This is a genomic window from Halomonas sp. N3-2A (genome assembly GCF_002216165.1).
Classification (GTDB): domain Bacteria; phylum Pseudomonadota; class Gammaproteobacteria; order Pseudomonadales; family Halomonadaceae; genus Vreelandella.
This window is the reverse complement of the sequence record NZ_CP022286.1, coordinates 1,424,481-1,438,295: the sequence shown is the minus strand read 5'-3', so window position 1 is coordinate 1,438,295 and position 13,815 is coordinate 1,424,481. Positions and strand designations below refer to the sequence as shown.

The following is a 13,815-nucleotide window of genomic DNA, read 5'->3' as shown; positions in this document are numbered from 1 at the left end:
CATTTTGGCTAAGGTTGCAAAAGCGGCATCTATCAAGCGTCAACCGCTCTCAGGTAAACATCGTGTAGGGTTATTTTTGTGGAGTTTTGTACGATTAGCCATTGTGCTACCACTCTGGCTATTTGGTCTGGTCGCTCTGCTACTCGGCGTTGCGCTCTCTCCTTGGGGAACAGGTCAACTGTTTTCTCAAGGCGAGCAACGGGGCTTCTTTACGTATGAACACCAAGAAGGCGCACTGCTTGACCAGTTTGCGTTGCGCGGTTTTCAACTATCGCTTGGTGAGACACGCATCAACGTCGACAGCCTTGAACTGGCCTGGGCTGAAGATTGTGTGCTGTCAGGTAAGCTTTGCCTGGACAAACTTCATGTAGAAGGCGCAGATATACGTTTGGGCGAGAGCACTGAAGCGGAGCCAGACTCATCAGAATCTGATGGGATGCCTAGCATCCAACTGCCTTTTCCTATTGAACTACGTTCAGTTGAGTTCACTAACGTCCAACTGCAGCTAGCTGATGGAACTCGCGTCGGCTGGGAGTCGTTTTCAACCGCGATTACCGCGCAGCAACATCTTGTCAGTATCGCGCCCACCACGCTCATGCAGCCAACCGTGTACTTGCCTCCCACGGCAGGCACTCAACTAACAGAAGGTATCCAGACACCGTTACATGCATCTGCTATTGATGGTGCGGTTATGGTTACCCAACCGGTCATAGCAGAACCAGGTCAAGCGGTCGAAGCCTTAACAGCACGGCAGCGCATTGAGCTGCCTGAAATAATGCTGCCCATTGATATCGACTTAGCATCCTTCACCGTGACTGACGTCACTGTCAGCGGAGCCGTTGATTACCAAGTCGAAAGATTAGCGGTGGTTGCGAGTGCTGAAGGCAACCAAATAGCGCTCCGCTCATTAGAGTTACTTACACCTGATGCCGAGGCGAACTTAACAGCCAACGCCACATTATCAGGCAGCTATCCGTTAGATGCTCGATTAACAACAACCTTGTTTTTACCCGAAATATTTCCTGAGCTAAGTGGCGAAGAGCTTGTTTTGGAACTGTCAGGATCCCTAGATGAGCTGACAGCCAGTTTAGGGGCAGCCGGTGTCGTTAATGCAACGTTCGAGGCTCAAGTCGATGCGCTGGCACCGACGCTACCTTTCAATGTAAGACTGCAGAGTGACCGCCTGCAGTGGCCACTCACACAACCTAGTAGCGATGAGTCATCGGCAGAACCCTATGTTGTTGAAGATATAGACATCGTTGCTAGCGGCAGCTTGGAAGCGTACCAGACAACGCTTTCCTTAAACGCTCAAGGCCCGCAAGTGCCGGCCACCGATATTCGACTCAGTGGCAACGGAGATCTTTCATCGTTCCGCTGGACGCCGCTAACCCTAGCGATTAATGACAGTTCGCTCAGTAGTGAGGGGGAAGTGAATTGGGCTTCGTCACTACGGGTTGATACCACCATCCGACTGGATCAATTCGATCCATCGCTGTTTGTCGAACAGCTCAACGGCAATCTCAATGGCGACATTACCGCTAGTGTGCGTCAAACCGGCGAGCTATGGGAAATCAGCCTGCCAGTCCTCGATATTACTGGGGAGCTCCAGGAGTATCCCTTGGCGCTTCAAGCCTCTTTAGAGGCTAACAGTGCGCTTGAAGTAGATATCCAAGAACTACTTTTCACTCAGGGAGACAACCGGTTAACGGCCTCTGGTCAAGTTAGTGAGCAAGCAATGTCGCTAGATACCGAGATTGCATTGCGACAATTACAAACGCTGCATCCAGACTTAGCGGGGACATTAACAGGTAATATTCTGGCCAGAGGTAGCATTAGCCAACCTAAGGTGGAAGCCGAATTAACTGGCCGTGATTTGCAGTTTGCCGAAAACCGTATTGAAACGTTATCACTGACCAGCAATATCGAGGGAATCGAAGACCCAACGCTAGACATTAACCTTGGTTTGCAGCAAGTCAATGCAGGTGGGCAGGCATTTTCAAGTATTGCCCTTGAGCTTAACGGACGCCTATCTCAGCACGCACTCACTGTCAGTATCGACGGCCAAGCCGATAACATGCTAAGCCGTGCACTTGTAGCGCTAGATGGTCGTTTTGATCAACAAGCGCAGCAGTATCAGGGCCAACTAACACCGCTGGAAATCGACTCCGAGTTCGGCAATCTACGTTTAGAAGCCCCTCTTGATATTCGTTACAACCTAGCTAACGGCCAAGCGCAACTCTCACCTTTCTGTGTGCGTCGCGAAGAAGGAGGGCTTGTTTGTTCGCAAGAACAGATTGCCGCATCGGCCGACCAAGGGCGCGCGGTGTTGAGCATCAGAGAAGTGCCGATGGAAGCACTCGAGCCTTTATTGCCAGAAGAGTGGAGCTTTGAGGGTGATACGACAGCAGACATTGTTGCAGCTTGGCGCCAAGGCGGGGCTCAGTGGCAAGCCGATGTTCAGGTATTAAGTGAGTTAGCGATTACGGCAGTCAACGATTACGGCCAGCCCGTACAGCTTCCTGTGATTAGTTTAAACACGCAGTTAGACGCCAGTCAGGCTCAAGCTGATGCCGATATTGTACTGTCGTTTGCAGATGCTGGTGAGCTGGCACTCGATCTCAGCATTAGTGATCCACTTGGTCGTGGTGGTCTTAGTGGCGAGCTAAGCGCCCAAGCGCTTTCTTTAGCACCTTACCGCCCGTTGGTGGTGGGCATGGATCGCTTAGAGGGCGACTTAAATGGCCGTATACAAATTGCAGGAACCACCAGTCAGCCCGATTTACAGGGGCAGCTTGCGCTTCGTAATCTAAGCGTTCATGGCCCAGATATTCCTATCGATATCAAAGATGGCGAGCTGGTCGTTGCGTTTGACGGCGAACAAGGGGACATAAATGGTTTTGTTGCTGCTGAACGTGGTCGCTTGAATATCGCTGGGGATGCTTACTTTCCTGCAGGCGACGACTGGCGTATTGGTGTCGATGTTAACGCGACTCAGGAGCCATTATTAATCGTTTTGCCACAGTTTGGGCGTTTAGAAGCAGCGCCTGATATCCGCATTCGTGTAACACCGGATCGCTTGCAAGTACGTGGCAATGTCGATCTACCATGGGCGCGCTTAGAAGTTGGCGATCTTCCTGCCTCAGCTGTTAGCCCAAGCTCTGACGAAGTCATTATCACCGAGCGCGATGATCGAGAAGCTGAGCGAGTGGCTCAGCAACGGACTGCCAATGGCGAGCCAAGCGCTGCTGATGAGCTTTCACAATCAGGAATGGACATTGATGTGCTCATCACACTAACCTTGGGCCGTGATATGCAAATATCAGCATATGGGCTTAATTCTGATTTGGGTGGCACGTTAGAAATTCGTCAAGGCAGCGGTGCACTTCAGCTGTTTGGTGATGTCAACCTTATCAATGGTCGTTTTAAAGCCTTTAGTCAGGATCTGCTGATTCGCCGTGGACAGCTGATATTCAGCGGCCCTCCAGGGCTGCCAATTCTCGATTTCGAAGCAATTCGTAATCCTGATATCACGGAAGATGAGGTTATTGCTGGCATTCGTGTTAGTGGCAATGCAGAAGAGCCCAACTTACTGATCTTTTCTGAACCAGCAATGGATGAAACCCGTGCGCTGTCATATTTATTGAGGGGGCGTGCACCCGATGCTGCTGGAGGAGGGATTGATAGTGCGCTTACTACCGCCTTAATCGGCATGTCTCTCGGTAAGACAGGCGGAGCCGTTGGCTCCATTGGGGAAGCGTTTGGTATTAGCGATTTGACCTTGGATACCACTGGGGCAGGTGACAATAGCCAAGTGGCGCTGACAGGGCAGTTAACCGACGATATCCGGATTAGCTACGGTGTTGGCATTTTCTCGCCCATTGCAGAACTGACATTACGCTACACACTTTGGCGCAATCTATATGTGCAGGCAGTATCAGGCGCAAATCAAGCCGTCGACTTAATCTACACATTTACTCGGTCAGGTGACCCTACGATTTATCCACGGCAATAAGAGGGCGTTATGACGCTATTTTCTAAAGCAAATTCAGCACCACTTGGCCGCGTAACGCCGATCGAAACGAGCAGCGTACATACCGTTACTGGCCACTCACTTCACCCTCCTTTCCCAGCAGGGTATGAAGAAATTGTGTTAGGCATGGGGTGCTTTTGGGGCGTTGAACGCCTGTTTTGGCAAGTGCCGGGAGTTTACGTCACTGCCGCCGGTTATGCCGGGGGAGAAACACCAAACCCAACTTATCAAGAAACGTGTACGGGACAAACAGGCCATACCGAGGTAGTTCGAGTGGTATACGACCCCAGTGCCACATCCTTGGCTACGCTGTTGCAAATTTTTTGGGAACAGCACGACCCTACTCAAGGCAATCGTCAAGGCAACGATGTGGGTAGCCAGTACCGCTCTGCCATTTTCACAACAACGGCTGCTCAGTTGATGGCTGCTGAAAAGAGTGCCAATGCCTATCAAAAGGCGCTCGATGAGGCTGGCCGAGGTACTATTACTACCGAGATCAAGCCGCTGAATACTTTTTACTACGCGGAGGCTTATCATCAGCAGTATTTAGACAAGAACCCCGCTGGTTACTGCGGGCTCAAAGGTACTGGCGTTACTTGCCCCATCGGTTAGTCGTGGTGAGAAGAGCCAAGTACTCCATCACAAGGTCAGTAATAAGGTCAGTAAAATGCCACATACTTTAAAACGTTCATGGCTCATGCCTTCGGTTTGGGCCCTGGTCGTCTTTGCTGCAATTACTACGCCGACCATGGCAGAGGAAGTTACTGAAGATGCCGTTCCAGCGCCACAAACGGTTGAAGAGAGCCCGTTTGCAAGTGAGCGAGAAGCGGTCATATGGCGTCAGGATGAATTGAAAGAGCTAGAAAGCCTTCTGCGTCAGCTGCGTTTTGACTTGGTGAATAACCAGGATGCACGCGGAGCCGCGCCGCGGTTAGCAACGCTTCAGGAACAAGCGACTCAAGCTCATTTTTTGCCCGCGTTTATTGTCGGCACTCATGGGCGTGGGTCTGACGCTCGCCCAGAAATCTGGGAAGAGTGGGAAGATTTCGCAGCGGGATTTACGGATCTTGAGCAAAAAGTGGCGACGCTAATCGATGCGACCGAGCAAGAGGACTATCGCGCGGCCACGCGAGCATTTTCTGATGTTGGCTTAAGCTGTAAAAGCTGTCATCGCGCCTACCGCTATAACTGACCGAGATCGATGTCATCAGAGCGATAGGCACAGATGGTGTCAGTCGCTTTGTTGAAGGCGGTCGATACGATAAAGGGTCTCAACCTGCTCCAGGCCAGTTATGGTGCATTTGAGATCTTTTACACGGCCGTCGCTCAACCCATAGACCCAACCATGCACTGAAATATCTTGGCCTCTCTGCCAAGCACGTTGCAGAATTTTGGTTCGGCACAAGCTATTAACTTGAGCTTTTACATTCAATTCGCACATGCGGTCAATTTGCTCTTCCATTGGTAAATGTTCAAGCGTATTACGGTGATGGTTATACTGTTCGCGCACCGAATGCAGCCAGTAATCGACGACCCCGCACTCACCGCCGGTTACTGCCGCCTTAATGCCACCACAACCGTAGTGCCCCACAATCATGATATGACTGACCTTAAGTACATCCACCGCAAACTGCACAACTGACAGTGCGTTCATATCGGTATGGTGGAGCAGGTTAGCGACATTACGATGGACAAAAACTTCGCCTGGCGGAAGGGCAATAATCTGGTTAGCAGGCACACGACTGTCAGAACAACCAATCCAGAGGTAATCAGGGTTTTGCTGATTGGAAAGGCGTTTAAAGTAGTCAGGATCTTCCTCACACATACGCTCTGCCCAGGCGCGATTATTATCAAGCAGTGTTTCAATAGCGTTAGACATTGGATCTCCGTCACAGGTTAGGAGCTGTTAGGTTCAAGATAGAGCAAACTAGGGTACAGAGAGAGGGGTTTTAACCTTCTCAGAATCTAAGGTCAATCTTTGTGCTTAACGACCGTTGTCGGTAAGTACATGACCGATAAGTACATGCAATGGTTCAGGATAGGAATAGCACATGGCAGATAACGCGGAATATGAATACGATTTATTGGTAATTGGAGCAGGGTCAGGGGGTGTTCGCGCCGCACGAATGGCAGCTGCAAGCGGCGCCAGAGTTGCTATAGCAGAAGATCGTTACTTGGGCGGCACCTGTGTCAATGTCGGCTGCGTGCCTAAAAAACTGTACTCCTATGCGGCTCACTTTCACGACAGCTTCGATGATGCCGCAGGCTTTGGATGGCAGTTGCCTGGGCCTGCTGTCTTTGAGTGGTCAGTGCTACGCGATAATAAAACCAGTGAAATAAAACGGCTTAATGGCATTTATCAGCGGATGTTAGAGGGCGCGGGAGTCGTACTGCTTCATGCTAGAGCAACCGTGACAGGGTCACACAGCGTTTCACTGGCTTCTGAAGAAGGCGTTACCCAAGTAACCGCACAAAAGATACTGCTAGCGACAGGTGGTTGGCCATGGGTACCTGATTTTCCTGGCAGTGAATACACAGTCACTTCAAACCAGATATTTGACCTTGACGCTTTTCCAGAGCGGTTTCTGGTTTTGGGAGGCGGCTATATTGCGGTCGAATTCGCGAGCATTTTTAACGGCCTCGGTAGTGAAACGCATTTGATTTATCGTGGAGAGCTGTTTCTAAAAGGGTTTGATGAAGAAGTTCGAGCTTTTACCCGCGATGAAATGAGCAAAAAAGGCGTCAATCTGCATTTCAATACCAATATTGAACGGATTGAACCCAATGGCTCGGCGTTTAACGTGTATTTAACTAACGGTGATGTTCAAGAGGTAGATGCCGTCTTAGCAGCGACAGGACGTAATGCCAATACGCAGGGGCTAGGGCTTGAAGCATTGGGTATTCATCTTGATAGCAGTGGAAAAATCCCAGTAAATGCGCGCTACGAGACGGCGGTCCCTTCAATCTTGGCGCTTGGCGATTTGACCCAGGGGCCTGAATTGACGCCCGTAGCACTGGCTGAGGCGATGCAGTTAGTCGATATCCACTTCAATGAAACACTGCCTAAACCGCTGGACTACGCCACGATTCCTACGGCGGTTTTTTGTCATCCCAATATTGGGACGGTAGGGCTATCTGAAGAGGCTGCCAGAGAAAACATTGGCAAGATTCGCGTTTATAGCGCGGACTTTAAAGCAATGAAACACACCTTGTCTGGTAGCCAAGAACGCACTTTAATGAAGCTAATCGTTGATGACGCGACAGATGTTGTCGTAGGGGCTCACATGGTCGGTGAAGAGGCCGGTGAATTAATACAAGGGATCGCCATTGCGGTCAGAGCTGGGCTTACAAAAGAAGATTTTGATCGTACCATCGGCATCCATCCAACAGGTGCGGAAGAGTTTGTGACAATGAGAACAGCTACGCGCAATTGATTACATAAAATTTACATTTTTAAGGCGAGCATTAGCTCGCCTTTTTTGTCTCGCAGCTATGTGAGGTTGATCTAAACTCTTCCAATACAGCGGCTCTTTCAGCTGATTTTTGCAGGTAGAGACGCCTTTGATAACCAAAAATTATGGAAAAGGACAGGATGAATAATATGATTTTTGAATTGCTCATAATCAGCTGTTATAATGGCGCTCAAATTCGCTACAGCGAAGCATAACCATGAGCACGCCAATAACACCTTTTACCCCTTCTGCAGACCTTGCACGCCCAACAGTCGCTGATGCTGTGGTCGGGCATGCATCTACTCCGTTATTTATTCGCAAGCCGAATGCAGATGATGGTTGGGGCGTCTACGAGTTGATAAAAGCTTGCCCGCCGCTTGATGTTAATTCTGCTTATGCTTATTTACTGTTGGCAACTCAGTTTCGCGACACCTGTGCGGTGGCGACAAATGAAGAGGGCGAGATAGTAGGATTTGTATCTGGCTATGTGAAAGACAACGCGCCGGATACCTACTTTCTATGGCAGGTTGCCGTCGGTGAAAAAGCACGTGGCACAGGCTTGGCGCGCCGCTTAGTCGAAGCCATTATGTCGCGTCCAGAACTTGATAATGTGCATCACCTGGAAACGACGATCACTCCAGACAATCAGGCCTCTTGGGGCTTATTTCGCCGCTTAGCTGCACGCTGGCAAGCCCCTTTAAATAGCCGTGAATATTTCTCTACCGAACAACTCGGTGGGGAGCATGATCCTGAAAACCTAGTTCGTATAGGTCCATTTCAAACAGACAGCATGTAACGGAACGGACCAGCTATTGCCCAATACGCGGTTCTTGCTAGCTGGTTACGTGTTACCGCTGTTTCCGCCAGTTTGTCCTACGCTTGGCTCAATGATTTTAAAAGGAGGTCGTTAATGCAGACCCAAACGCTTGAACGCATGGAATCTAACGTACGTACTTATTCGCGCTCATTCCCCGTTGTGTTTACGAAAGCCCAGAATGCTCGTTTAACGGACGAGAATGGTCGTGAGTACATTGATTTCCTAGCCGGTGCCGGCACGCTCAATTACGGCCACAATAACCCACACCTCAAACAAGCAATGATCGACTATCTGTCAACAGATGGCATTGTTCATGGCCTGGATATGTGGACCGCTGCAAAGCGTGATTACCTGGAAACCCTTGAAGAAGTTATCTTCAAACCGCGTGGCTTAGACTACAAGGTACATCTGCCTGGTCCGACAGGCACTAACGCAGTAGAAGCGGCCATCCGTTTGGCCCGTGTTGCTAAAGGTCGCCATAACATTGTGACCTTCACCAACGGCTTCCACGGCGTCACCATGGGAGCACTGGCAACCACGGGTAACCGCAAGTTCCGCGAAGCGACCGGTGGCATTCCCACACAGGGCGCAAGCTTTTTACCCTTTGATGGTTATATGGGAGAGCATGCGGATACGCTGGATTACTTCGAGAAATTACTTAACGACAAATCTGGCGGCCTCGATATACCGGCAGGTGTTATTGTCGAAACCGTGCAAGGCGAGGGCGGTATTAACGTGGCAGGCCTTGAGTGGCTCAAGCGTTTAGAAAGTATCTGTCACGCCCATGATATTCTGTTGATCATCGACGACATCCAAGCAGGCTGTGGCCGCACGGGTAAGTTCTTTAGCTTTGAACACGCGGGCATCACGCCTGATATCGTGACGAACTCAAAATCACTCTCTGGATTCGGGCTGCCATTTGCCCATGTATTGATGCGTCCAGAGCTTGATAAATGGAAGCCTGGTCAGTATAACGGCACGTTCCGTGGTTTCAGCCTGGCGATGGTGACCGCCACGGCTGCGCTCAAAAAATATTGGTCAAATGATGTTTTTGAGCGTGATGTTCAGCGCAAAGCGCGTATTGTTGAAGAACGTTTCCAAAAGCTGGCAGCCTTACTCAGTGAGAACGGCATGCCTGCCACTGAACGTGGACGCGGCCTCATGCGCGGTATTGATGTTGTCTCTGGTGATATTGCCGACAAGATCACCAGCAAAGCATTTGAGCACGGCCTTATTATTGAGACCAGCGGCCAAGACGGCGAAGTAGTGAAATGCCTATGCCCGCTGACCATCAGTGATGAGGACTTGCTGGAAGCGCTGGATATTCTAGAAGCCTCAGTCAATGCTGTTATCCAAGCGTGATGTAGAGTTAGGCTAATTTTGCAGCATCGATTCAGCACTGGGCCGCTTCGGTTAATACCAAGTGCCTCATAACGGAGCAATTCTATGATCGTTCGTAATCTTGAAGAAGCACGTAAAACAGATCGTCTTGTCACCGCCGAGAATGGCAATTGGGACAGCACGCGTCTTGTTCTAGCCAATGATAATGCGGGTTTTTCATTTCATATTACCCGTATTTTCCCAGGCACTGAGACGCATATTCATTACAAAAACCACTATGAAGCTGTGTTTTGCTATGAAGGCGAAGGCGAAGTAGAAACCCTAGCCGATGGCAAAATCTGGCCGATCAAAGCAGGCGATATTTATCTGCTGGATCAGCACGACGAACATCTGTTACGCGGTAAAGAAAAAGGCATGACCGTCGCATGCGTTTTCACGCCAGCAATTACCGGTAATGAAGTACACCAGGAAGACGGCTCATACGCTGCACCCGCTGGTGAGTAAGGCCCAACGTTAGCGTTACGGATTGGCTAATGACAAAACAGCCTGCTTAAAAAGCAGGCTGTTTTTTATGAGGGTTGTCATTGATGATTAGGATTTTAACCTGATGCCTGTGAGATCATACGGGTTCGCATAATATATATTATGTTAAATTAGGCAAATAAAGATTCCAAAACCAACGGATCAAGTTGGACAATACAATGTCCTTCTCCTTATCATTCATGCTCTTCTTGTTTAAGGATATCTCACGTTATGCGCTCAGGTGTATTGTGTCTAATGGCTGGTTTGTCGCTTTCGTTTGCAGGCTGTGCTGTGACACCGCCAGAAACGAATGAGCCACCGCCATTAAGCGAAGCGTCTTTTAACACCCGCATCCTTGAACTTGAAACCTCTCTTGCTCAGCAGTGTGCATCCGCGTCTACACGACTGCACGAGCAGCAGCTTAACCAACAGCGAGCGTTGACAGCTGATGTTCGCGAAGTCGGTAGCCTGTTGCGCTATTTGCGCCAAGATGTGGCTGGCCTACAAGCTCGCGGTGAAGATCCCGTTATTGTTCGTGAAGAGTGCGATGTTGATGCCACTCAAGACAACAAAACACTGCTGGGCCGCAGTGAATGGGTTGGTTTACCCAGTGTTGGCACTTATTTGAAGGCGCGCGTTGATTCTGGAGCCAACACGTCATCACTATCAGCATCCGAAATTACCCGCTTTGAACGTGATGGCGAAAATTGGGTGCGCTTTAAGTTGGCACTAAATGACAATGACGTGGTCGTAGATCGCGTGCGTGATGAATGGATCGAAGCGCCAATTGTACGTAGGGTGCGTATTGTTCAGGCATCTGGTGAAGAGTCTCGCCCAGTGATCTCACTGTTAATGACCTTGGGCCCAATCCGCGAAAACGTTGAGTTCACGCTTAATAATCGCACCCATTTGGACTACCCAGTGCTGTTAGGACGGCGATTCATGATGGATATTGCCACCATTGATGTTGCTCAAACCTATCTTTACGAACGTCCAGAATTCCCTGGCGGTGAACCTGCCGATCAAGCCGCTGAAGATGAAGCAGCAGATCAAGACGATACTGAAGAGTAACAGTTCTCCCCCGCCGTTTTTCGCTGAAAGGAATCATGATGTCACGGTTGCCGTTTTATTTGATCGTTGGACTACTGCTGTTGGTTGGTATTGCCGCCAGTGTGCATCGACATGTTCAGTTCGAAATCCCCTGGCTACCCGGCGAACAGCGCCAAGTATGGGAAATCGAAGCTGTTATCAACTTTAATGCCCAGGACGGCCCTGTGCAGGTTGATCTAGCACTGCCTTCACATCAGGCTGGGTACCGGGTTTTGACCGAAAACACCGCGTCTTCTGGCTATGGGCTTGCCTACAAAGCAGATGAGCTAGGTCGTCAGGCTGAGTGGACTATTCGCAATGCCGCCGGTAGCCAGCAGCTTTACTATTCAGTGCAAATGCTTGTTTCGCCAGATGCGCGCTCACCCGTGCAAACGCCACCAGAATTATCGTCTGTTCCCCCCTGGGAAAGCCCGTACGACACTGCCGCTAGCCAATTAATTGATCGTGCTTGGGCACGTAGCGCCAATAACGCCACCTTTGCGAGAGAATTGATTTTAGATATTAATGGCGAACGCCAAGGGGAAAATGCACGACTACTCTTAGCCCAGGAACAGCCATCGCCACTGATTGTGCGTTTGTTGAACCAAGCGGGTGTTCATGCAAGGGAAGTCAGCGGCCTATTGATGGAGGATGGTCGTCGTCGACAAACCCTCAGCAGTTGGATTCAAGTGTTCGACGAATCTGCCGAAACGTGGACGCTATTTAACCCGACTACCGGCGAGCAAGGAAAACCCGACAACCTTCTGCTCTGGGAAACAGGTGGTCGCGCGGTGCTAGAGGTCCAGGGCGGAACCAATTCGCGGGTCACCTTTTCAATGTTGACACATTACCAACCGGCTTCTGCGGCGGTTCGCAATCACTACTCTGATGACACACTACTCAACTTTTCTATCCATAGCCTTCCTTTGGAAGAGCAGGCACTTTTCCAAACGATCCTGCTGATTCCCATTGGCGCGCTGGTAGTGGTGTTTTTGCGCGTGCTGGTTGGGGTAAAAACGTCGGGCACGTTTATGCCGGTGCTGATTGCATTAGCGTTTATTCAAACTACCCTGCTAACGGGCTTAATTGGCTTCCTGCTGATTGTGGCCATGGGCTTGATCATTCGTAATTATCTTTCATACCTCAATCTATTGCTGGTAGCGAGGGTTTCGGCGGTCATCATCACGGTCATAGCAATCATCTCAATTTTCACTGTCATTGCTTATCGTATGGGCCTAAGTTCGGGGTTAACCGTCACATTTTTCCCAATGATCATTCTGGCGTGGACGATTGAGCGGATGTCGATTCTTTGGGAAGAGGAAGGGCCAAAGCAGGTACTGGTTCAAGGCGGAGGCAGCCTCTTAACCGCTGTATTAGCGTTCCTTGCCATGAACAACCCCTGGGTTCGCCACATTACTTTCAACTTCCTTGGTGTTCAGTTCATTCTGATGGCGCTCATCTTGTTGCTTGGTAATTACACGGGCTATCGTTTATTGGAGCTTCGCCGTTTTAAGCCAATTACAGATGAAGAGAAATCCTCATGAGCTGGCTAAAGAACTGGACGTGGCCGACACGACTTAGAGACAAGGGAATTATCGGCATGAATCGGCGAAATATTCGCTACATTGGCCGCTATAATTCCCGACGCTTATATCCGCTTGTTGACGACAAGCTGAAAACCAAGCTTCTTGCGCAACGTTACGGCATCACAACGCCAGAGCTCATTGGTACGGTAACGACTCAGTTTGGTGTCAAGCATATCAGTGAGATGCTGAGCGGCCATTCAGGCTTTGTGATCAAGCCCGCCAAAGGCAGTGGCGGAAAAGGCATACTTGTTATTGAAAAGGTACAAGAGGGTATCTTTATCAAGCCAAGCGGTGTCAGTTTGTCGATTGAAGATATTGAGCGCCATGTTTCGAACATACTTTCTGGGCTGTATTCGCTAGGCGGCTCACCGGATGTCGCCGTTATCGAAACACTGATCAATTTCGATGAAAGCCTGATGGCCTATACCTATGAAGGCGTACCGGACATTCGAGTCATCGTGTTTAAAGGTTATCCCGTGATGGCCATGATGCGGCTTTCTACCGCTGCGTCGGATGGCAAGGCCAATCTTCACCAGGGGGCCGTGGGTGTTGGGCTGAACATTGCCACAGGCGCGGCCCTACGTGGAGTGCAGTTTGATCGTCCATGCTTTAGCCATCCCGATACAGGTCACGACTTGGCAAGTCTGGTTGTCCCACAGTGGGATACCCTGCTCCACCTGGCAGCAGGCTGCTACGAGATGACCGGGCTTGGCTATCTTGGCACCGATATGGTGCTAGATAGAAAGCATGGCCCCATGCTGCTTGAGCTTAATGCGCGCCCCGGGCTTGCTATCCAAATGACCAACGGTGAAGGACTTCGCCGTCGGCTTGACCTGATCGAGCAGCAGCCTGACGGTGTTCCCGTCGCGGAACGGGTAGCGTTTGCACAACACCACTTTGCCCGCCAAAGCGAACTCGTAGAAACGCCTGACACTTCTTCGGCGACGGCGTAGACTACGCATATCCCGTTCAACGAGT

11 protein-coding genes are annotated in these 13,815 nt (G+C 50.2%); 10 read left to right on the top strand and 1 reads right to left on the bottom strand.

The features are described from left to right. The first annotated feature begins 4 nt into the window (after window positions 1–4). The 3 genes from tamB to CEK60_RS06780 all read left to right on the top strand — a co-directional run bounded on the left by tamB (window position 5) and on the right by CEK60_RS06780 (window position 5,222). Window positions 5–4,012 carry an autotransporter assembly complex protein TamB gene (gene tamB, locus CEK60_RS06790; protein WP_089038384.1) on the top strand — a complete coding sequence of 1,336 codons (4,008 nt, stop codon included), beginning with the start codon at window positions 5–7 and terminating at the stop codon, window positions 4,010–4,012. A 9-nt stretch (window positions 4,013–4,021) separates the two neighbouring features. Continuing rightward, the gene (msrA, locus tag CEK60_RS06785; protein WP_089038383.1) at window positions 4,022–4,642 is read left to right on the top strand and encodes a peptide-methionine (S)-S-oxide reductase MsrA; all 621 of its coding nucleotides are present in this window, start codon (window positions 4,022–4,024) and stop codon (window positions 4,640–4,642) included. Window positions 4,643–4,727: 85 nt separating this feature from the next. Continuing rightward, a complete protein-coding gene (locus CEK60_RS06780; protein ID WP_232471482.1) occupies window positions 4,728–5,222 on the top strand; it encodes a c-type cytochrome in 495 nt (164 codons plus the stop codon). 39 nt (window positions 5,223–5,261) lie between these two features. On the opposite strand, the gene can is transcribed toward CEK60_RS06780, so the two are convergent. Next, window positions 5,262–5,909, bottom strand: coding sequence for a carbonate dehydratase (gene can / locus CEK60_RS06775; protein WP_089038381.1), 648 nt, complete (start codon window positions 5,907–5,909; stop codon window positions 5,262–5,264). A gap of 172 nt (window positions 5,910–6,081) precedes the next feature. Between can and gorA the strand changes: the two genes are divergently transcribed. The 7 genes from gorA to CEK60_RS06740 all read left to right on the top strand — a co-directional run bounded on the left by gorA (window position 6,082) and on the right by CEK60_RS06740 (window position 13,790). Next, window positions 6,082–7,464, top strand: coding sequence for a glutathione-disulfide reductase (gene gorA / locus CEK60_RS06770; protein WP_089038380.1), 1,383 nt, complete (start codon window positions 6,082–6,084; stop codon window positions 7,462–7,464). A 235-nt stretch (window positions 7,465–7,699) separates the two neighbouring features. Next, on the top strand, window positions 7,700–8,278 hold the full coding sequence (gene ectA, locus CEK60_RS06765; protein WP_030072977.1) for a diaminobutyrate acetyltransferase: 579 nt from the start codon (window positions 7,700–7,702) through the stop codon (window positions 8,276–8,278). A gap of 114 nt (window positions 8,279–8,392) precedes the next feature. Further along, a complete protein-coding gene (gene ectB, locus CEK60_RS06760; RefSeq protein ID WP_089038379.1) occupies window positions 8,393–9,661 on the top strand; it encodes a diaminobutyrate--2-oxoglutarate transaminase in 1,269 nt (422 codons plus the stop codon). A gap of 84 nt (window positions 9,662–9,745) precedes the next feature. Beyond that, the gene (locus CEK60_RS06755) at window positions 9,746–10,144 is read left to right on the top strand and encodes an ectoine synthase (RefSeq protein ID WP_009724424.1); all 399 of its coding nucleotides are present in this window, start codon (window positions 9,746–9,748) and stop codon (window positions 10,142–10,144) included. Window positions 10,145–10,393: 249 nt separating this feature from the next. Further along, the gene (locus tag CEK60_RS06750; protein WP_089038378.1) at window positions 10,394–11,233 is read left to right on the top strand and encodes an ATP-dependent zinc protease family protein; all 840 of its coding nucleotides are present in this window, start codon (window positions 10,394–10,396) and stop codon (window positions 11,231–11,233) included. A 38-nt stretch (window positions 11,234–11,271) separates the two neighbouring features. Continuing rightward, window positions 11,272–12,795 (top strand): inactive transglutaminase family protein, encoded by a 1,524-nt coding sequence (locus CEK60_RS06745; RefSeq protein ID WP_089038377.1) that lies wholly within the window; start codon window positions 11,272–11,274, stop codon window positions 12,793–12,795. Beyond that, the gene (locus tag CEK60_RS06740) at window positions 12,792–13,790 is read left to right on the top strand and encodes an alpha-L-glutamate ligase-like protein (protein WP_038484259.1); all 999 of its coding nucleotides are present in this window, start codon (window positions 12,792–12,794) and stop codon (window positions 13,788–13,790) included. The genes CEK60_RS06745 and CEK60_RS06740 overlap by 4 nt, the downstream gene beginning before the upstream one ends. The last annotated feature ends 25 nt before the right edge of the window (window positions 13,791–13,815 follow it).

Bases quoted from the DNA above. Each gene is read 5' to 3' on its own strand.
- msrA (WP_089038383.1), top strand. From the start codon at position 4,022: ATGACGCTATTTTCTAAAGCAAATTCAGCACCACTTGGCCGCGTAACG.
- CEK60_RS06780 (WP_232471482.1), top strand. From the start codon at position 4,728: ATGCCTTCGGTTTGGGCCCTGGTCGTCTTTGCTGCAATTACTACGCCG.
- can (WP_089038381.1), bottom strand. From the start codon at position 5,909: ATGTCTAACGCTATTGAAACACTGCTTGATAATAATCGCGCCTGGGCA.
- gorA (WP_089038380.1), top strand. From the start codon at position 6,082: ATGGCAGATAACGCGGAATATGAATACGATTTATTGGTAATTGGAGCA.
- ectA (WP_030072977.1), top strand. From the start codon at position 7,700: ATGAGCACGCCAATAACACCTTTTACCCCTTCTGCAGACCTTGCACGC.
- ectB (WP_089038379.1), top strand. From the start codon at position 8,393: ATGCAGACCCAAACGCTTGAACGCATGGAATCTAACGTACGTACTTAT.
- CEK60_RS06755 (WP_009724424.1), top strand. From the start codon at position 9,746: ATGATCGTTCGTAATCTTGAAGAAGCACGTAAAACAGATCGTCTTGTC.
- CEK60_RS06750 (WP_089038378.1), top strand. From the start codon at position 10,394: ATGCGCTCAGGTGTATTGTGTCTAATGGCTGGTTTGTCGCTTTCGTTT.
- CEK60_RS06745 (WP_089038377.1), top strand. From the start codon at position 11,272: ATGTCACGGTTGCCGTTTTATTTGATCGTTGGACTACTGCTGTTGGTT.
- CEK60_RS06740 (WP_038484259.1), top strand. From the start codon at position 12,792: ATGAGCTGGCTAAAGAACTGGACGTGGCCGACACGACTTAGAGACAAG.